Source organism: Variovorax sp. P4_B11, assembly GCF_056402355.1.
The window spans coordinates 40,355-59,124 of the sequence record NZ_JBFUHO010000032.1; the positions used below are offsets into that span (position 1 = coordinate 40,355).

At 66.9% G+C, this 18,770-nt stretch carries 17 protein-coding genes; 9 read left to right on the forward strand and 8 right to left on the reverse strand.

What is annotated here, in order from left to right; all coding sequences use genetic code 11:
• Position 1 precedes the first annotated feature (1 nt).
• Positions 2 to 1,132: an ABC transporter permease gene (locus AC1DYD_RS24880; protein ID WP_478175430.1), complete on the forward strand. Its 1,131-nt coding sequence runs from the start codon at positions 2 to 4 to the stop codon at positions 1,130 to 1,132.
• 74 nt (positions 1,133 to 1,206) lie between these two features.
• Entirely contained in the window at positions 1,207 to 2,706 is a 1,500-nt protein-coding gene (locus AC1DYD_RS24885; protein WP_478175431.1) for an efflux transporter outer membrane subunit, read from the forward strand.
• On the opposite strand, the gene AC1DYD_RS24890 is transcribed toward AC1DYD_RS24885, so the two are convergent.
• From AC1DYD_RS24890 to AC1DYD_RS24910, 5 genes are all read right to left on the reverse strand, one after another.
• The gene (locus AC1DYD_RS24890) at positions 2,616 to 3,452 is read right to left on the reverse strand and encodes a hypothetical protein (RefSeq protein WP_478175475.1); all 837 of its coding nucleotides are present in this window, start codon (positions 3,450 to 3,452) and stop codon (positions 2,616 to 2,618) included. The genes AC1DYD_RS24885 and AC1DYD_RS24890 overlap by 91 nt on opposite strands.
• A gap of 118 nt (positions 3,453 to 3,570) precedes the next feature.
• A complete protein-coding gene (locus tag AC1DYD_RS24895) occupies positions 3,571 to 4,689 on the reverse strand; it encodes a hypothetical protein (RefSeq protein ID WP_478175432.1) in 1,119 nt (372 codons plus the stop codon).
• A 16-nt stretch (positions 4,690 to 4,705) separates the two neighbouring features.
• A complete protein-coding gene (locus tag AC1DYD_RS24900) occupies positions 4,706 to 5,059 on the reverse strand; it encodes a metal-sulfur cluster assembly factor (RefSeq protein WP_478175433.1) in 354 nt (117 codons plus the stop codon).
• The gene (locus AC1DYD_RS24905; RefSeq protein ID WP_478175476.1) at positions 5,056 to 7,332 is read right to left on the reverse strand and encodes a nitric-oxide reductase large subunit; all 2,277 of its coding nucleotides are present in this window, start codon (positions 7,330 to 7,332) and stop codon (positions 5,056 to 5,058) included. Before AC1DYD_RS24905 ends, AC1DYD_RS24900 begins: the two co-directional genes overlap by 4 nt.
• Positions 7,333 to 7,545: 213 nt before the next feature.
• Positions 7,546 to 8,451, reverse strand: coding sequence for a LysR family transcriptional regulator (locus AC1DYD_RS24910; protein WP_478175434.1), 906 nt, complete (start codon positions 8,449 to 8,451; stop codon positions 7,546 to 7,548).
• Between the two features lie 228 nt (positions 8,452 to 8,679).
• Between AC1DYD_RS24910 and AC1DYD_RS24915 the strand changes: the two genes are divergently transcribed.
• Positions 8,680 to 9,447 (forward strand): SDR family oxidoreductase, encoded by a 768-nt coding sequence (locus AC1DYD_RS24915; protein ID WP_478175435.1) that lies wholly within the window; start codon positions 8,680 to 8,682, stop codon positions 9,445 to 9,447.
• Between the two features lie 17 nt (positions 9,448 to 9,464).
• On the forward strand, positions 9,465 to 10,388 hold the full coding sequence (locus AC1DYD_RS24920; RefSeq protein ID WP_478175436.1) for an alpha/beta fold hydrolase: 924 nt from the start codon (positions 9,465 to 9,467) through the stop codon (positions 10,386 to 10,388).
• Positions 10,389 to 10,864: 476 nt separating this feature from the next.
• Here the strand turns inward: AC1DYD_RS24920 and AC1DYD_RS24925 are convergent, their stop codons facing one another.
• The 3 genes from AC1DYD_RS24925 to AC1DYD_RS24935 form a co-directional block, all read right to left on the reverse strand.
• Positions 10,865 to 11,536 (reverse strand): class II aldolase/adducin family protein, encoded by a 672-nt coding sequence (locus tag AC1DYD_RS24925; RefSeq protein WP_478175437.1) that lies wholly within the window; start codon positions 11,534 to 11,536, stop codon positions 10,865 to 10,867.
• Positions 11,533 to 12,816: a 3-oxo-tetronate kinase gene (gene otnK, locus AC1DYD_RS24930; protein ID WP_478175438.1), complete on the reverse strand. Its 1,284-nt coding sequence runs from the start codon at positions 12,814 to 12,816 to the stop codon at positions 11,533 to 11,535. The genes AC1DYD_RS24925 and otnK overlap by 4 nt, the downstream gene beginning before the upstream one ends.
• A gap of 70 nt (positions 12,817 to 12,886) precedes the next feature.
• Positions 12,887 to 13,837 carry a LysR family transcriptional regulator gene (locus AC1DYD_RS24935; RefSeq protein ID WP_478175439.1) on the reverse strand — a complete coding sequence of 317 codons (951 nt, stop codon included), beginning with the start codon at positions 13,835 to 13,837 and terminating at the stop codon, positions 12,887 to 12,889.
• 128 nt (positions 13,838 to 13,965) lie between these two features.
• On the opposite strand from AC1DYD_RS24935, the gene AC1DYD_RS24940 reads away from it, so the two are divergent.
• The 5 genes from AC1DYD_RS24940 to AC1DYD_RS24960 all read left to right on the forward strand — a co-directional run bounded on the left by AC1DYD_RS24940 (position 13,966) and on the right by AC1DYD_RS24960 (position 18,726).
• A complete protein-coding gene (locus AC1DYD_RS24940) occupies positions 13,966 to 15,231 on the forward strand; it encodes an aromatic ring-hydroxylating dioxygenase subunit alpha (RefSeq protein WP_478175440.1) in 1,266 nt (421 codons plus the stop codon).
• A gap of 1 nt (position 15,232) precedes the next feature.
• Positions 15,233 to 15,703, forward strand: coding sequence for an aromatic-ring-hydroxylating dioxygenase subunit beta (locus AC1DYD_RS24945; protein WP_478175441.1), 471 nt, complete (start codon positions 15,233 to 15,235; stop codon positions 15,701 to 15,703).
• 8 nt (positions 15,704 to 15,711) lie between these two features.
• Positions 15,712 to 16,029: a non-heme iron oxygenase ferredoxin subunit gene (locus tag AC1DYD_RS24950; RefSeq protein ID WP_478175442.1), complete on the forward strand. Its 318-nt coding sequence runs from the start codon at positions 15,712 to 15,714 to the stop codon at positions 16,027 to 16,029.
• Between the two features lie 124 nt (positions 16,030 to 16,153).
• Positions 16,154 to 17,512, forward strand: coding sequence for an MFS transporter (locus AC1DYD_RS24955; protein WP_478175443.1), 1,359 nt, complete (start codon positions 16,154 to 16,156; stop codon positions 17,510 to 17,512).
• Positions 17,509 to 18,726 carry an NAD(P)/FAD-dependent oxidoreductase gene (locus AC1DYD_RS24960; RefSeq protein WP_478175444.1) on the forward strand — a complete coding sequence of 406 codons (1,218 nt, stop codon included), beginning with the start codon at positions 17,509 to 17,511 and terminating at the stop codon, positions 18,724 to 18,726. Before AC1DYD_RS24955 ends, AC1DYD_RS24960 begins: the two co-directional genes overlap by 4 nt.
• The last annotated feature ends 44 nt before the right edge of the window (positions 18,727 to 18,770 follow it).

Here is an 18,770-nt window from a genome sequence, read left to right on the forward strand (position 1 = left end):
CATGAACGGTTCATTCATCGACTTCGTGCGGCGCGTCGCCCACCTCTGCCGCAAGGAGCTGCTGGCGATCCTCAAGGACCCGTCCAGCCGCGTCATCCTGGTCGTGCCGGCGCTGATGCAGAGCCTGCTGTTCGGCTATGCCGCCACCTACGACCTGAGCCGCGTCGACTACGCGCTGCTCGACCAGAGCCACAGCGGCGCCTCGACCGCGCTGATCGCCAGGCTCGACGGCACCGGCGTCTTCCGCCGCGCGGCGACGCTCACATCGCCCGACCAGATCGCGCCCATCGTCAACGCGCAGGATGCGCTGGTCGTGATTCAGATCGGACCGCGGTTCGCGCAGCAGCTCAACGCGGGCGAGGCCGCGCCGATCCAGGTCGTCATCGATGCGCGCAACTCCAACACCGCGGGCTCGGCGGCGGGCTTCGTCGCTTCGGTCGTGGCCAGCTTCAACGACGAATGGCGCCGGCGGCACGGCGGGCGCCAGGCGCCGGTCGCGATCGAATCGCGCGCCTGGTTCAACCCCAACCTCGAAACCCGCTGGAACTTCATGCCCGGCATGATCGCCGCGCTCAGCATGATCCAGACCCTGCTGCTGACCGCACTCTCCGTGGCGCGCGAGCGCGAGCAAGGCACCTTCGATCAGTTGCTCGTCACGCCGCTGTCCCCCACCGAGATCATGATCGGCAAGGCCATTCCGCCGGTGATGATCGGGCTCGTGCAGTCCACCCTCGTGCTGCTCATCACGCTGCTGTGGTTCCGGGTGCCGATGGCGGGCTCCTTCGTCACGCTCTATATCGGGCTGTCGTTCTTCACCATCGCGAGCGTCGGCGTCGGGCTGTCGATCTCGGCGGTGTCGGCCAACATGCAGCAGGCCATGCTCTACACCTTCGTGCTGATCATGCCGATGATGCTGCTGTCGGGCCTGACCACGCCGGTGAGCAACATGCCGCGCGTGCTGCAGATCGCGACGCTGGCCAACCCGCTGCGCTTTGCGATCGACCTGGTGCAGCGTGTGTACCTCGAAGGCGTGGGGCTGCTCACGGTCTGGCACAACCTCATTCCGCTCTTCATCATCGCGGCCATCACGCTGCCGCTGGCCGCCTGGCTGTTCCGTCATCGGCTCTCGTGAAAACTTGCGGATCAGACCCACAAACTGCGCAGCAGTTTTTGCTCCGTCCTCAACTGACTGGAAAGGACACCGACATGAAATCCACCCTTCGCCCCCTGCATCGCCTGGCCTGGCTGGCCGCGCTGGCGCTGGCCGGCTGCGCGGTGGGACCCGACTTCAAGCCCGAAACGCCGGCGGCGCCGGCGAGCTTCTCGGACTGGCACGGCGGCTCGCCGGCGCTGATCCCGCCGCAGGAACGCGAGCGTTCAAGCGCAGCGGCGCCGGCCGACTGGAGCGTGTTCGGCGACCCGGTGCTCGACGCGCTGGAGGCGCAGGCGCTGGCCGCCAGCCCCGACCTGCAGACCGCGGCACTGCGCTTCGCGCAGAGCCGCACGCAACTGCGGGTCGAGCAGTCGCATCAGCTTCCGCAGGTCGGCGCCCGGGCCGGCGCGCGGCGCGCGCGGCAGAGCGAGGACGGCGATCCCACGCGGCTGATCGATGCCCTGAACCCGCTGAACCGCAGGCAGCTGATCCAGACGCTGAGCGATCCGCACGATCTGTACGAGGCCGGCTTCGACGCCACCTGGGAGATCGACCTGTGGGGCCGCGTGCGGCGCTCGATCGAGGCCGCCGACGCCAACGTCGCGGCCTCGCAGGCACTGCTGGCGCAGGTGCAGCTCAGCGTGCAGGCCGAGCTGGCGCGCCATTACTTCGCGCTGCGGGCGGTGCAGCGCCAGATCCGCATCGCACGCGCCGACATCGCCGCTGCGGAAGAAACGCTGGAGCTGGTCAAGGCGCGCGCCGACGGCGGCCTCACGACCGATCTCGACGTCACGCGGCAGCGGGCCCAGGCGGCCGATCTGCGCGCCCGCCTGCCCCAGCTGCTGGCACAGGAGGCGGCGGCCGTGAATCAGATCACGCTGCTGCTCGGCGAGCGGCCCGGCGCGCTGCAGGCGCAGCTTGCGGACCGGCCCGATGCGGCCGAACGCGCATTGCCCGACCTCTCGCTGGGCCTGCCCTCCGAGCTGGCGCTGCGCCGCCCCGACATCCAGCTCGCCCAGGCGCAGCTGCATGCAGCCACTGCGAACATCGGCGTCGCCGTGGCGGACCTCTACCCGCGCATCACGATCGGCGCCAGCTTCGGCTTCGAGTCCGTCAACGCCAGCACCTTCGGCGACTGGGGCAGCCGCCAATGGTTCGTCGGGCCCAGCCTGCAACTGCCGGTCTTCGATGGCGGGCGCCGGCGCGCCACCGTGACCCTGCGCGAGCTGCAGCAGCAGGAGGCCGCCGTCGCCTACCAGCAGACCGTGCTGAAGGCCTGGCACGAGATCGACGATGCATTGAGCGCCTATTCGGCCGAGCGGCTGCGCAACGTGCAGCTGGCCGAGCGCGAGCGCAGCAGCCGCGACGCACTGCAGCTGGCCCGGGTGCGCTACGACCACGGCCTGACCGACTTCCTCGTGCAGCTCGATGCCCAGCGCACCTGGCTGCAGGCGCAGCGCGACTACACCGAGAGCACGAGCCGCCTGGCACTGGGCCTGGTGGCGGTGTCGAAGGCGCTGGGGGGCGCCGGCGCGCTGCCGGCGAAGTCCTGATCTGTGCCTGGGGCCCGGCACCAGCGGCCGGATTGCGGACAGACAATGGCCGGCTCGCCGTTCAGCCGGACTTGCTCTTCGTCCAGCTGCGACGCGGTCGAAGGGTCGATGTCGAAGGCGACCCGAAGTGCGCGCCCGACATGGGCGTCTTCGATGGGAAGCTCCCAGGTCAGGAACAGTTGAGTGCAATCCTGGCCGGGCGAGAAATCGGCCGCATCGAAGCCGCTGCTGCGGTGTCGAATGACGGCGTGCGGCTGGCCCGTATCGAATATCACGACCGTCCCGCGGGCCAGCGGGATTCGCTGATCCGTGGACGGAAAATGCAAATCCAGGCCCCTGTCCTCGCTCAGGAAGAGATTGCAGAACGCCGCACCGCCGTATTGCGCACCGTCGTGGTGGTACCGCGCGCCGCGGCAGGCCATGAGGGCGACATCGGAGGAGGCAAGCACCTCATGCAGGCCGAGCTCGCGCGTCCAGTCGGACACCGCCTGCACGCAGTGCCGGTAGTCCGGCCAGCGCGCTCGCGCCCGTGCCAACGGCAAGGCCTCGACGTCTCCAGGTTCCAGGACCAGGCGCGACGATATCTCCCTGTCCCAATCCGCGATCAGGCGTGCGGGGGGCACGGGCACGTCGACCGTGCCGGACAGCACCACATCGCTCACGCTGCGACTGCGGAGGGCATCGCCACGCCAGAAATAGGAAGTGAGGAGGTCTCGCCCGTGGTGCGATGGAGGGGGGCGGTTCATCCGTACCAGTGTAATAAGGCTGACTGCGGGAGCGACGGGCGCCTTCTCCCAAGCGCCCACAGCGCGAAGCGTCGCGGCTGCGGCACCGGGGCTCTTCGATGACTGCAGGGACTGCATTCTATTTCTTGGATGGGTGCTTCATGCGCCAGGCACGCGCCGAGCCCACCATCGTGAGTGCGAACAGCGCGATGGCCCCTGCGTTGCCGGCGGCGCCCCAGCTCAGCATGCTGAAGGCCACCGGCCCGAGACAGAGTCGAACGGCAAGCGACGCGTGAAGAAAGAACAGGGGGATGTAGAAGAACCAGCCGAAGAGAAGCTTGACGCGAGCCAGCGCGGGCAGGATGACGGGCGCATGCCCCAGCATCATCGAGAAGATGAAACCAAGCCCGAGCGCGTGAAGCGCCACATCCCTGACCGGCAGTCCGAACGATGTCGCGACCCAAGCGGCACCGGCAACGCCCAGCCACACGTAGCCCAGCAGCAAGCAGACAGCCATGTAGCGGCTCAATCCATGGGCTGCGACGGTACGACGGGCAATGTCGAAGGCAATCAACCAAAGGGCAAGGCATAGGAGCGACAGCCCGTACGCGACGCCACCCCAGACTGGCGACAGCGGGAAGGTCGCCGCACCGAGCAACATGACGCCAAGGCAGGCGTGGAGCGCCGGCGCGGCACCGCGGCGGCGACGCATGAGGCGAGTCATCTCGAGCCGTTCGGCCGCAACTGTCAGCACAAGGAACGAGAACCACCAGGGGATGACCGCGGCCGACTGGCTGCCGAGTGCCTGGAGCAGATTGCCCACCAACCAGGCGACTGCGCCGGTCAGCAAAAGCGCCGTGTGCGGTCCGCGTTGGCGTTCGACGACAACGACATTCACGACAACGAACACGATGGCCGCGACAACGGCAAGCCAGGCAGCCGAACTGGGCAGGCCGGCCAGCATGGCGAGTCCGGCCAATGCGGAGGCGCCCGGCGCGACGAACGCGAAGCGCTCCTTGACGGCAACTGCCCGTTCGATCCCGATGACTGTTCCCATGAAACCGCAAACCATCAGGAATGCGTGTGCAAGAACTGCTTGCCCTGGCCATGCACTGTCGCCGGGGACCGGCACGGCAACGCCGGCGCGCAGCAGACCGCCGATGATGCTCGTCACCAGCGACGCCGCCACGCCAAGCAGGAACACCACGCGCAGACCCAGCACCCACACTGGCGTTCGAACGTCCGATGGATTGCGCATGGCCAGCTGGATGGGCTTACCAGCCCATGAAGGCCTTCGCCCGCAAGCTCATGCGGTCGGTGTTCCAGGGCGGTTCCCAAACGAGCTCGACCAGAATCTTGAAGTCTGGAGGCACCACGCGATCCAGCTCATTTTCGACGTCGGTCAGGATGACATCCGTGACTGGACATGCCGCCGAGGTCATCGTCATCAGGACGTGCACCTGCTTGGCCGTCACCGCGACGCCATAGACCAGGCCGACATCCACGATGGTCAGGGCGACCTCCGGGTCGACCACTTGCCGCAAAGCCGCCTCGATGGGCGCTCTCAGCTCGGGAGGTCCGGAATAGGGATACGGCGCATCGGCGCCCGGGGTCGGTTCTTCGTTCATGGCTTGGCCGCGGCGGGCATGGCTCCCGCAGGCACCTTGACAGAAGCCGCAGGCTTCAGCAGGCGCCATGCATAGAGGGCGAGAAACACGCTACCGGCGGCGAACACGATGTCGCCGGGCACACGCAGCCACACGAGCGTCTCCATCACCGGCGAGTGGATGATTGCCGCCGAGCGGGCGAACCACAGACCCTTGGAGATGCTGGCCCAGGCCTGGTAGATGCCGGCGGGCAACAGCGACAGGAACACCATCATCGCCAGGCCGATGTTCAGGCTCCAGAAGGCAGGCTTCAGGAACTTGTCGGCATGGAGCGCCCGGTCGTAAAGGCCGCGCAGGCAGAACAGCATCAGGCCGATGCCCAGCATCCCGTAGACGCCGAACAGGGCTGCGTGGCCGTGAGCCGCAGTCATGTTCAGGCCCTGGACGTAGTACAGCGAAGCCGGCGGGTTGATTGCAAAGCCCAGCAGGCCGGCGCCGACCGTGTTCCAGAAGCCCACGGCGACGAAGGACATGATGACCCACTTGTAGGCACCCAGCCAAGCGACGTTCTTCGCCCTGCGGTAGGTCTGGAGCGCTTCCAGGCCGATCAGCGTCAGCGGCACGACCTCGAGCGCCGAGAACACCGAGCCGACAGCGATGACCGAGGTCGGTGTACCGGTCCAGTACAGGTGGTGCAGCGTACCCAGGATGCCCCCGAACAGGAACACGATGGTCTCGGCGATGATGGCGCGGTTGGCCGAAGCCGCCCGGACCAGGCCCAGTTTCGTGAAGATGAGCGCGACGACCGCGGTGGCGAACACTTCGAAGAAGCCTTCGACCCACAGGTGCACGAGCCACCAGCGCCAGTACTCGATCATCGAGTAGTGCGTGTGCTGTCCCCACGTCAAGGACGTGGCGTAGAAGCCGCCGATGCAGGTCGCCGACAGGAACACCATGACGATGAGGCCACGGATCTCCGAAGGCTTCTTCAGTGCCGGCCACAGCGCCCGCCCGAGCAGGAAGACCCAGAACAGCAGGCCGACGAACAACAGAATCTGCCAGACGCGGCCCATGCTCGTGAACTCGAGGCCCTGGTTGCCCAGCCAGAAGCTGAAGTCGACGCCGCGGTGCTGCAGGGTGCCGAGCCAGCCGGTGAGGGTCGAGCCCAGAACCACGACGAGCAGCGCGTAAAACAGCGCGTCGACGCCGAGCTTCTGGAACTTCGGCTCGCGCCCGGACAGCAACGGGGCCACGTACAGGCCAGTGGCCAGCCACGCCGTCGCAATCCAGAACACGCCGATCTGCGTATGGATGGTGCGGCTGATGGTGTACGGCAGGATGTGAGCCAGCGGCAGGCCGAAGAACGACTGCCCCTCGACCGCGTAGTGCGCGGTGACGGCACCCATGCCGATTTGCAGCAGCATGAGACCGATGACGGTGAAGAAGTACTTGCGCGTCGCCTTCATCGATGGTGTGGCCTTGGCGCCCAGCAGCGGGTCGGCCGCAGGCACCCTGGCATCGTTTTCAGGGGCCTCGCCCCGGTGCAGCCACAGCATCGCGGCGATGCCGGCCAGGAGCAGGATGATGCTGACCATCGACCACATTGCGGCCGACGTCGACAGCGTGTTGCCCACGAGCGGCTCGTGCGGCCAGTTGCTGGTGTACGAGAGCTCGGTTTCTCCCGGGCGGTTGGTGGCAGCCGCCCAGGAAGTCCAGAAGAAGAACGCGGTCAGCGCCTGACGGTCGGCCTTCTCGGGCAGCGTGCCGTCGGTCATCGCGTACTGGTCGCGCAGCTTGGCGAGCGACGGCTCGGTGCCGAAGAGGTCGTCGAAGTGTCTCGCAACCTCGCGGACGGCCTTCGCGCGCTCGTTGCTGACCTTGACCACGCGGGTAGAGTCGTCGTACGTGTTGCGACGCATCTCGTCGCGCACACGGACAGCGACGGTTGCCTTGTCGGCGTCCGTCAGCACGGGCGTCGCCTTGCTCTGCTCGGCGTTGCGGATGTCCAGCAACGCCGTTGCTTCGCGGTGCAGCCAATCGGCCGACCAGTCCGGTGCCACGTAGCTGCCATGGCCCCAGACCGTGCCCAGTTGCTGGCCACCGGCAGACATCCAGGCCTGCTGGCCGTATTGAATCTGCTCGCCGGTGAAGAGCACTTCTCCGTCGACGGTGGTGACGGCCATGGGGATGGGCGGTGCCGTCAGATAGATTTGCCATCCGAGGTAGCCAAGCGCCCCGAACGACAGGACGAAGATGAGACCGAGCCAGCGCCACAGCCTTCCGGTGGATTTCATGGGTGTTCTCCTTGAAGTGCCGCGGACGTCGATCTTGCCGCCGTTGGAGGTCTGGGTCATGGTCGCTTCCGTTGCCTGTTTAAAGGTGCATATTAAATGAATCTATTGTCCAGAAGGAGACCGCGCCGAAGTTTGACTTGCATCAATGTCGCGGCGAGCGCGCACGCAGCAGGCTTGAGTCCCGGCCATGCCCATCTCGCCCGCAATCAGCTGTCAGGCCGCCCGCTCCCAATACGGAGGATCGCCGAAGCGCTTGCGTAGCCACTCGACCAGGGCTCGCAGCTTTGCCGAGGCCCTGCGTCCTTCGGGGTGTGCCACGTAGATGGATTCAGGCCCCACCACGCGGCCCACGTCCACTTCGACCAACTGGCCCGACTGCAATGCCTGCCAGACAATGAAGGTCGGCAAAAGGGCCAGCCCAAGGCCGGCCAGTGCGGCGTCCCGCATGATGTCTCCGTTGTTCACTCGAAGGGCAGCCACGGGCCGCACCGCGCCACTGTCCTCGGCGTCCAGGAAGCGCCAGTCCGCAATGCCTCGGTTCAGGTAGTAGATGGCGTGATGCCCGGCCAGGTCGTCCAGCGAGCGCGGGCTACCGTGACTGGCGAGGTAGGCGGGCGATGCCACCACCACGCGCTGGCTGCGCGCCAACTGCCAGGCCACCAGCCGGGAGTCTTCGATCACCCCATGCCGAACCACGGCGTCGAAACCGTCGGCGAACGCATCGACTCGGCGGTCGTCCAGTTCCAGCGTGAGCGAGATCGCCGGATGCTGGGAGAGGAAAGGGTAGAGCGCCGGCCCGAGGTGCATGCGCCCGAAGGTGACCGGTGCCGAGATGCGCATGGGCCCGGTCAGCTTCCCGCGTCGCTCGGCCATTTCCGCCGCGGCCTCGTCGACCTCGCGCACGATGCGCGCCGCCTTCTCCAGAAAGGCCGAACCATCTTCGGTGAGGCTGAGTTTGCGGGTCGTGCGGTGAAAGAGCGTCGCACCCAGGCCTTGTTCCAGATCCGCCAGACGCTCGCTGACGACGGACTTCGAGAGGTGCAGTCGGCGCGCGGCGGCGACGAGGGAGCCGGCCTCCGCCACGGCGACGAAGGTCGCGATGCCGTCCAGTTTGAGCACGTCGGTTTCTCCTCTCCCTGATGGGCCGATAGGCAGGGGCGGACCACTGAACTTGCCGGGCCGGTCCTGGGCGCAAGCTGCCCGAGTATGCCGGCAAGGCCCGATTGTTCGCCAATCCCGGAGGGCAGTTCCGTCAACTGCCCTCTTCTAGAACGGCTCCCCGACCGCCAAACTGGGACGATCCGATTCATTCAACCCAACGTTCAAGGTTTCAAAGGAGATCCCATCATGAATAAGCGACTCGAAGGCAAGGTTGCCCTGATCACCGGGGCCAGCTCGGGCATCGGCCACGCCACCGCGCTTCTGTTCGCCGCCGAAGGTGCCAAGGTCGTCGTCGGGGCTCGCCGCCAGGCCGAACTCGACCAGTTGGTCGCCCAGATTCTCGCGGCGGACGGTCAAGCCGTCGCCTTGGCCGGCGACGTGCGCTCGGAGGATTACGCCAAGACATTCGTCGCGCTGGCCGTGAATCGCTTCGGCCGCCTGGACATCGCATTCAACAACGCCGGCACCCTGGGCGAAGGAGGCCCCAGCACCGGCGTGTCCGAGGCCGGCTGGACCGACGCCCTGGCCATCAACCTGACCGGAGCCTTCCTTGGTGCCAAGCACCAGATCGGCCAGATGCTCAAGAATGGCGGCGGCTCGGTGATCTTCACCTCCACCTTCGTCGGACACACCTTCGCCTTTCCCGGCGTCGCCGCCTATGCCGCGAGCAAGTCCGGCCTGATCGGCCTGACCCAAGCCCTGGCCGCCGAGTTCGGTCCGCAGGGCGTGCGCGTCAACGCGGTGCTGCCCGGCGCGGTCGACACCGACATGTACCGCGGGATGAACAACACGCTCGAGTCGCAGGCCTTCGTGACCCAGTTGCATGCGCTCAAGCGGGTCGCCAAGCCCGAGGAGCTGGCACGCTCGGTCCTGTACCTCGCCTCGGACGACTCGTCCTTTGTCACCGGCACGGCATCGCTGGTCGATGGCGGTGCCTCCATCACCCGCACCTGATCGCCAAGGAGCCTGTGTTGTTCAACCCTCTCAAGAGCGCGATCGGTGCCGGCCTGATCGCCTTGGCTGCCGTGCTGCCCGCGCAGGCCCAGCCCAAGCCCTACCCGCCCGGCTTCAGGGCCCAGCAGATCCAGACCGACGGCGCCAGTCTGCATGTGCGCGTGGGTGGCAGCGGTCCGGCCGTGGTGCTCATCCATGGTTTCGGGGATACCGGCGACATGTGGACGCCGCTGGCCATAGCGCTGGCCAAGGACCATCGCGTGGTGGTGCCGGACCTGCGGGGCATGGGCCTGTCCTCCAAGCCCGAAAGCGGCTACGACAAGCGGACCCAGGCGGCCGACATCCGCGCCGTGCTGGACAAGCTGGGCATCGACAAGGCCGACATCGTCGGCCATGACATCGGCACCATGGTGGCCTACGCCTACGCAGCGCGCTATCCCGACAAGACCACCAGGCTGGTGGTGATGGACGCGCCCGTGCCCGGCGTTGCGCCCTGGGACCAGATTGTTCGTCTGCCGGCGCTGTGGCACTTCGACCTCGGCGGCAAGGACATGCTGCGACTGGTGCAAGGCCGCGAGAGAACCTACCTGGACCGCTTCTGGAACGATTTTGCGGCCGACCCCGGCAAGGTGGACGAAGGTACGCGGGTGTACTACGCCAAGCTCTACGCTCGCCCGGGCGCGATGCGCGCCGCGTTCGCCCAGTTCCAGTCCATCCGCAAGGATGTCGAGGACAACACCGAATCTGTGAAGACCAAGCTCACGATGCCTGTGCTGGCCATCGGGGGCGAGAAGTCCTTCGGCGGAAATGAAGCGGCGGTGATGCGCAATGCGGCAAGCAACGTGACCGAGCTGGTCGTGCCGGGCTCCGGCCACTGGTTGATGGAGGAAGCTCCCGCACCGACGATCAAGGCGATACAGGAGTTCCTGGCCCAGCGCTGAAGCTGCCCGCGAGGCGCTTCACAACCACGCCCTGGTCGTCGAAGCATCGAAGGCGTCGCAAGCAGATGGCGGCGACTACAAAAACTTGAACCGCGGGCGGGACTGCTCGTTCCGTGAGCACCGCAATGAAAGCCAAGCAGGACGCGGCTCCGACGAGTTGCTCAGTCGGTTATCCACAGAGTCATGCACCGGCCAAGGGGACAACAGCGACTTGACTTTCGTATTTTGGTGCAGTGCACAATGTCCTTTCCTCATTGGTAGCGGCACGCTTGGCGAGCGTTGGGCCATGCACTGCAGCACGCCATGTTGGTGCGTCGCCTGCGATCTTTTCCACAGCAAGATGCGAGCGGTAACTCACCTGCCTCGCGCCGTTCGCATTGCGCTGTCACGGCACCGCCCTGCTCAAGCCGCAGCCGCAAGTCGTCTGCTGCCTCGTCGGCGTCGGCGGCGCTCCCATGCGCGACGCTGAGGTGCGGCTACCAACGAGCGCCGAAGTTGCGTCGCAGCTCGTTGATCTCGGCCTCGCCGAGCACATCGGGCGGATCCGCGCGCCCGTTCGCAAGCAGCCAGAGCCTGGCCGTTTCTTCCAGTTCCTCCAGCACCGCCATTGCCGCGGCCGGCGAGTCGTGCCAGACGTTGGGCCCCAGGCGCTCGAGCATCACCGCGCGGATCGGCGTGCCGGCGGCGCCATAGCGCCCGATGACCTCGGCCACCTGCGCCGCCGCTTCGGGCGCGCCCGGGCGGTGATAGCGGATCACCGGCACCCGCCCCACCTTCATCACGAAATACGGGGTCAAGGCCGGCAGCAGTTCGGCGCCGGTCTCGCGCAGCGTGAGCGCCACGCAGTGGGTGCTGTGGGTGTGGATCACGCAGCGCGTGCCGGCATCGAAGCTGCTCGCCGCGCCATAGATGCGGGCATGCAGCGCGATGGTCTTGCTGGCGCGGTCGCCCTGGATCTGGCGCAGGCCGCTGTCGAGCCGTGCCAGCTTCGCCGGATCGAGGAGGCCGAGACAGGCATCGGTGGGCGTGATCAGGAAGCCGTCGTCGAGCCGCACGCTGATGTTGCCGGCCGTGGCGTGCACGTAGCCGCGCTCGAACAGGCTGCGGCCGACGCGGCAGATTTCCTCGCGGGCGCGATGCTCGTTCATTGCAGCTGCCCGAAGGCCTTGGTGAAGAAGTCGTCGCCGCCGAAATTGCCGGACTTCAGGGCAATGTGCAGGCCCGCGCCGCCGGCCGCCACGCTGGCCGCATGGCACCACGGCACGCCGGGGTCGATCTGTCCGCCGATCTGCAGCTGCGCGATGCCGAGCGCCTGCACGCAGGCGCCGGAGGTCTCGCCGCCCGCGACCACCAGCTGGCGCACGCCGCGCTCCACCAGGCCACGCGCAATCGCGGCGATCGCGCGCTCGACCATCGCGCCGGCCTCCTCGACGCCGAGCCGGCCCTGCACCGCCTTCACGGCCGACGGCTCGGCCGTGGAATAGACCAGCACCGGCCCGTCGCGCAACAGGGGCTCGGCCCAGGCCAGCGCCTGCCCGACGACATCGCCGCCGGCCGCGAGCCGCAGCGGATCGAGCGCCAGCGCCGGCCGGCCGGAAGCGATGAACGCCGCCACCTGGCCGTTGGTCGCCAGCGAGCAGCTGCCGGACACCACGGCCCGCAGGCCGCCCGCCGCCGGCAGTGCGCTGGCGGTCGACGACGGCGCGATGCCGAAATTCGCCGGCAGGCCGATGGCGACGCCCGAGCCGGCGGTCAGCAGCGGCATGCCGGCCAAGGCCGGGCCGAGGCGCAGCAGGTCGTCGTTGGAGACCGCGTCGACGATCGCGATGCCCACGCCTTCACCGCGCAACTGCACGATGCGGTCGCGGATCGCCTGGGCGCCCTGCGCCACCGCCACGTGGTCGATCAGGCCCACCTTGCGCCGGCTCTGCGACTGCAGCACCCGCACCAGGTTGGCATCGGTCATCGGCGTCAGCGGATGGTTCTGCATGCCGCTTTCGTTGAGCAGCACCTCGCCCACGAACAGGTAGCCCTTGAACACGGTGCGCTTGTTGTCGGGGAAGGCCGGCGTGGCGATGGTGAAGTCGCAGTGCAATGCGTCCATCAGCGCCTCGGTCACCGGGCCGATGTTGCCTGCAGGCGTGCTGTCGAAGGTGGAGCAGTACTTGAAGTAGATCTGCCTTGCACCCTGCGCCTGCAGCCAATGCAGCGCCGCCAGCGATTGCGCCACCGCTTCGGCCGGCGGGATGGTGCGCGACTTCAGCGCCACCACCACCGCGTCGACCTCGGCGCCCAGCGGCCCCTCGGGCACGCCGATGGTCTGGACCACGCGCATGCCCGCGCGCACCAGGTTGTTGGCCAGGTCGGTGGCGCCGGTGAAGTCGTCGGCGATGCAACCGAGCAGGAGGGGGTGGGCCGCTTGGATCATCGGGCGAGTTTACTGACGGGCCGGCGTCCGGCGCAGCAGCATGAACCCCCATGGACCTGCGCGCCCTTCGCTACTTCATCGCCGTGCTCGAGGCCGGCAGCCTGTCGCGCGCGGCCGCGGCTTCCCCATGCAGCCGGATGATCAAGGCGCGCAGCCATGCGATGGCCGGGTCTTTCTGATAGCGGCCATGCCAGAACAGGTTGATCGCAATCTCGGGCAGCTTGGCGGGGTGACGCACATAGGACAAGCCGAAAGGCCCGGCCAAGGCTTGCGCCAGCCGCTCGGGAACGGTCGCCACGAGGTCCGAGTCATGCAGGATATGTCCGACGGCCACGTAGTGCGGAACGGTCAGGACGATCTTGCGCACGATCTTCCTGCGATCGAGCAGTTCATCCGCCTGGCCATGGCCGGTCCCCGCCGAGACCACCACCACGTGATCGGCCGCCGAGAATTCGTTCAAGGAAATCTGCTTCTTGTCGAGCGCATGGCCGCGCCTGAACATGCAGACGTAGTGCTGCCTGAACAGCCGGCGCTGGAAGTAGCCGGCCTTGAGCTGCGGCAACAACCCGATCGCCAGGCTGACATGGCCGGCTTCCATCTCGTCCTGCAGGTTGACGGCCGTGTTGCGAACGGTGCTGAGCGAAACGCCGGGCGCGACGCGTGCCAGTTCCTTCATCAGCTTGGGCAGGAAATAGATCTCCCCGATGTCGGTCATCCCGACCGTGAAGGCGCGCTTCGAGGTCGCGGGGTCGAACGTGGCCCGCTGGTTGATCGCCGCATGGATGACCTGCAGCGCGCGCGCCGTCGGCTCGGCGAGCTGCGCTGCGAAAGGGGTCGGCTCCATGCCCTTGGGGGTTCGGAAGAACAGCGGGTCGCCGGTGAGCTTGCGCAGGCGCGCCAGGGCATTGCTGACGCCCGGCTGCGAAAGCCCGAGGCTGGTCGCAACCTTCGACACCCGCCGATCGACCAGCAATTGATGGAAGACGACCAGGAGATTGAGGTCGATGTCCTTGAGTTCCATGTTCGCCTCACATTCGTGAAATCAATAGGCACTATTTTTCATATTCTATTGAACCATGGCGTCGCAGCGGCGATCATCCCGGAACCGCACGACGCAGGTCGTCCGGCACCACGACTCAGGAGACAAGAATGGATGACGCAACAGCAGTCTTTCCCCGGCAGATCCATTGGGAAGACCAAGGCACGAGCCGCATACCCTTCATGGCCTACACGGAGGCCGATCAGCATCGCCGGGAACTCGAACGCTTCTTCTATCGCGGGCACTGGTGCTACGTGGGACTGGAAGCCGAGATCCCGAACGCCGGCGACTTCAAGCGCACGGTGGTCGGCGAGCGCTCCGTCATCATGGTCCGCGATGCCGAGGGCGCGATCAACGTCGTCGAGAACGTGTGCGCGCACCGCGGCATGCAGTTCTGCCGCGAGCGGCACGGCAATCGGAAGGACGGCGGATTCACCTGCCCCTACCACCAGTGGAACTACACGCTCAAGGGCGATCTGCAGGGCGTGCCCTTCCGCCGCGGCGTCAAGCAGGACGGCAAGATCAACGGCGGGATGCCGGCCGACTTCAAGCCGGCGGACCACGGCCTCAACACGCTGAAGGTCGCGACGCGCGGTGGCGTGGTGTTCGCGTCCTTCGATCCCGATGTCGAGTCGCTGGAGGACTTCATGGGCCCGGAAATCGGGGCCTGCTTCGATCGGCTGTTCAACGGCCGCAAGCTGAAGATCCTCGGCTACAACCGCCAGCGCATCCCCGGCAACTGGAAGCTGATGCAGGAGAACATCAAGGACCCGTACCACCCGGGCCTGCTGCACACCTGGTTCGTGACCTTCGGGCTCTGGCGCGCCGACAACAAGTCGGCACTGAAGATGGACCGGCACCATCGGCACGCCGCCATGATCTCGACCCGGGGCTCGAGCGGCAAGGCCGATCAGGTCACCCAGGTCTCGAGCTTCAAGGAGAGCATGCAGCTCCACGACGACCGATTCCTCGACATCGTTCCCGAGCCCTGGTGGGGCGGCCCGACGGCGGTGATGATGACGCTGTTCCCCAGCGTGATCCTGCAGCAGCAGGTCAACAGCGTCTCGACGCGGCACATTCAACCCAGCGGGCCTGGGGCTTTCGATTTCGTCTGGACGCACTTCGGCTTCGAGGACGACGACGACGCGATGACGCAGCGGCGGCTGCGCCAGGCCAACCTCTTCGGTCCGGCGGGCTTCGTGTCGGCCGATGACGGGGAAGTCATCGAGCTGTCTCAGAAGGGCTTCGAGCAGAAGCCGTTCCACCGCACGCTCGCCGAACTGGGCGGGCGCGAAGTCGGCGACACGGACCACATGGTCACCGAGACCCTGATTCGGGGCATGTACGCCTACTGGCGCAAGGTCATGGAGGCTTGAGATGGACTTTCAGGACTACTTCGCGCTGACCCAGCTCTACGCCGAATACGCCAACGTGCTCAGCGCCGGGCAGTGGGAGCTCTGGCCGGAATTCTTCACGGACGAATGCAGCTACCGCCTGCAGCCGCGCGAGAACCACGAACGCGGCTTTCCGCTCGCCACGCTGTCGTTCGAGAGCAAGGGCATGCTGAAGGATCGCGTCTACGGCATTCGCGAGACGCTGTTCCACGACCCCTACTACCAGCGCCACGTCGTCGGAACGCCGCGCGTCCTGAAAGCCGGGTCGGATCGCTTCGAATGCGAAGCCAACTACGCGGTGTTCCGCACCAAGCTCTCCGAGCTTTCTTCCGTCTTCAGCGTCGGCCGCTACATCGACACCGTGGTTCGCACCGGGCAGGGCCTGAAGTTCGCTTCGCGGCAAGTCATCTACGACAGCGAAATGATCCCCAACTCCATCATCTATCCGATCTGAGGCCCCCCATGAGCATTTCGCAATGGACCGATGCCGCACCTGTGGACCAGGTGCCCGAAGACGACGTGGTCGGCATGGTGGTCGATGGCCGCGACATCGCGCTGTACAGCGTGGAGGGCCGGATCTACGCCACCGACAACATCTGCACCCACGGGCACGCCCGCCTGTGCGAGGGCTTCCTCGAGGGGCACGAGATCGAATGCCCCTTGCACCAGGGCAAGTTCGACGTCCGCAACGGGCAGCCCGCCTGTGCGCCGGTGACCGAAGCGATTCGGTCCTACCCCGTCAGGATCGAAGCCGGCCGCGTGTTTCTCGCGCTGGACTGATCCGCTCCCACCCGCTCGGCGACCTCGGGAACACGAGGCGTCGCCGCGGCATGCCCCGGCACCCCACAGTGCTTGGATCCTTGCCCCCGCCAGGGTTCTCTCATCGACCTACCTGGAGACATCGATGCGCCACATAGACGTCCACGCGCTCGCCGACAAGGCGCGCTTCAATCGCTTCCACGGCCTGGTGCTGTTCTGGAGCGCGCTGATCATCATCTTCGACGGCTATGACCTCGCGGTCGTCGGCATTGCCCTGCCCGCGATCATGCAGAGCATGAATGTCGCCCCCGCGAACGCAGGCCTGATGGTGAGCTCGGCGCTGTTCGGCATGATGTTCGGCAACATCTTCCTCGGCACCGTCGCCGACCGGATCGGGCGGCGCTGGGCGGTCGCGATCTGCGTCGCGCTGTTCAGCGTCTTCACGGCCGCCGCGGGTCTGGCCAGGGACCCGGTGATGTTCAGCATCTTTCGCTTCATCGCCGGCGTCGGCATCGGCGGCGTGATGCCCAACGTGGTCGCCCAGATGACCGAGTACTCGCCGCTGAAGATCCGCAGCATGATGGTCACGCTGATGTTCAGCGGCTACTCCGTCGGCGGCATGCTGGCGGCGCTGGTCGGCAAGGGGATGATCGAGCGCCTGGGCTGGCCGTCGGTCTTCATCGTCGCGGGCCTGCCTGTGCTGCTGATCCCGCTGATCTTCCGATCGTTCCCGGAGTCGATGCCTTACCTGATCAGGAAGGGTCGATTCGACGAACTGCGGCACATCGCCTCGCGCCTGGACCCGAGCTACAAACCGCAGTCCGACGACCAGTTCGCCTTGCCGCAGGAAGACCGGGCGGACAGCACGCCGATCGGGCACCTCTTCCATGAAGGGCGCGGCTTCAGCACGCTGATGTTCTGGCTGTCGTTCCTGATGTGCCTCTTCATGGTGTACGCACTCAGTTCGTGGCTCACCAAGCTCATGGCCAGCGCAGGCTTCAGCCTGGGATCGGCACTCACCTTCGTGCTGGTGCTGAACTTCGGCGCCATGATCGGCGCGATCGCAGGCGGGTGGCTGTCCGACCGGCTGCCCATCAAGTACGTGCTGGTCGCCATGTATGTGCTTGCAGCCATTTCCATCACGCTGCTGGGCCAGGCCCTGCCGACGCCCGCGCTGTTCCTGATGGTCGGACTCGCCGGCGCCTGCACCATCGGGACCCAGATCGTGAACCTGGCCTACGTCGGCCAGTTCTACCCCATGGCCGTGCGCAGCACGGGGATCGGCTGGGCGCTGGGTGTCGGAAGAATCGGCGCGCTGCTGGGGCCGATCCTGATCGGCGCGCTGGTCGGCATGGCGCTTCCGCTGCAACAGAATTTCGTTGCGATCGCCCTCCCTGCCGTGCTCGCGGCGGTGGCGACTCTGCTCATCCACACGGGTCGTTCGGCAGTCACGCACAGCGTGGATGCCGGCGCGACGATCCGCAACGCGGTGGCGGCCAAATGACGACCGAGACCCTGGTGATCGTGGGCGCCGGCCAGGCCGGCGGCTGGGCCGCGCAGACCTTGCGAAGCGAAGGCTTCAAGGGACGTGTCGTCCTGATCGGCGACGAAGCCCATCGGCCCTACGAGCGCCCGCCCTTGTCGAAGGTGGTGCTCTCGGGAGAAGCGCCCGCGGAGTCCACCTACCTGGTGAAACAGGAAGCCTTCGACCTGCTCGACATCGACTGGCGGCCGAAGGTCGGCGCGACCCGGATCGACAGGTCCGCGAAACAGCTCCACCTGACACAGGGGGAGCCCGTCGACTACGACAAGTTGATCCTGTGCAATGGCGGACGGGCGCGCCGACTGAAGGTCCCTGGCGCCGACCTGCCCGGCGTCTTCACCTTGCGCAGCATCGAGGATGCGACGGCGCTCGGCGCTGCGCTGTCCGCCGGCAAGCGGCTGCTGGTCGTGGGCGGCGGATGGATCGGCCTCGAAGTGGCTGCCACCGCCAGGAAGAAGGGGATGGAGGTGACCGTCGTCGAGGCGATGGGGCGCTTGTGCGAGCGCAGCGTTCCGCCGGAAATCTCCGACTACCTGCTGCGGCTTCACCGCTCGCACGGCGTCCGCGTCGAGCTCGGCGCGCAGGTCGAGCGACTGGCCCGGGACACGCAAGGGAGCCTGGCGGTCACGCTCGGCGATGGCCGCGAACTGGCCTGCGATGCGGTCCTCGTCGGTGTCGGACTGGTCGCCAACGACCAGCTGGCGCGCGAGGCCGGATTGGCGTGCGAGGCGGGCGTGCGGGTCGATGCGCAATGCCGCACGTCGGACCCCGACATCCTGGCCGCCGGCGACGTGGCGACCTGGCATAGCGAATGGGCGGGCCGACGGATGCGGCTCGAGTCCTGGCAGAACGCCCAGGAGCAGGGCATCGCCGCCGCCCGCGCCGCGCTCGGCATCGCGGTGAATCATCAGCCGCTGCCATGGTTCTGGTCGGACCAGTACGACGTCAACCTGCAGATCTTCGGCATGCCGACGCCCGCGCACCAGGTGGTGGTGCGCGGGGACCGGGGTTCCGACAGCTTCGTGATGTTCTTCCTCGACGCCGACAAGGTGGTCGCGGCGCTGGGCCCCAACGCGGCGCGGGACCTGCGATTCGCGCGGCGCCTGATCGAACGCCGCACCCGCGTCGACCCGAACCGGCTCGCAGACCTCGAGGTGCCGCTCGCCAAGCTTTGAATCGAGGCCCGACGCCCGACCGGATCCCCAACCCCTCTGCTGAA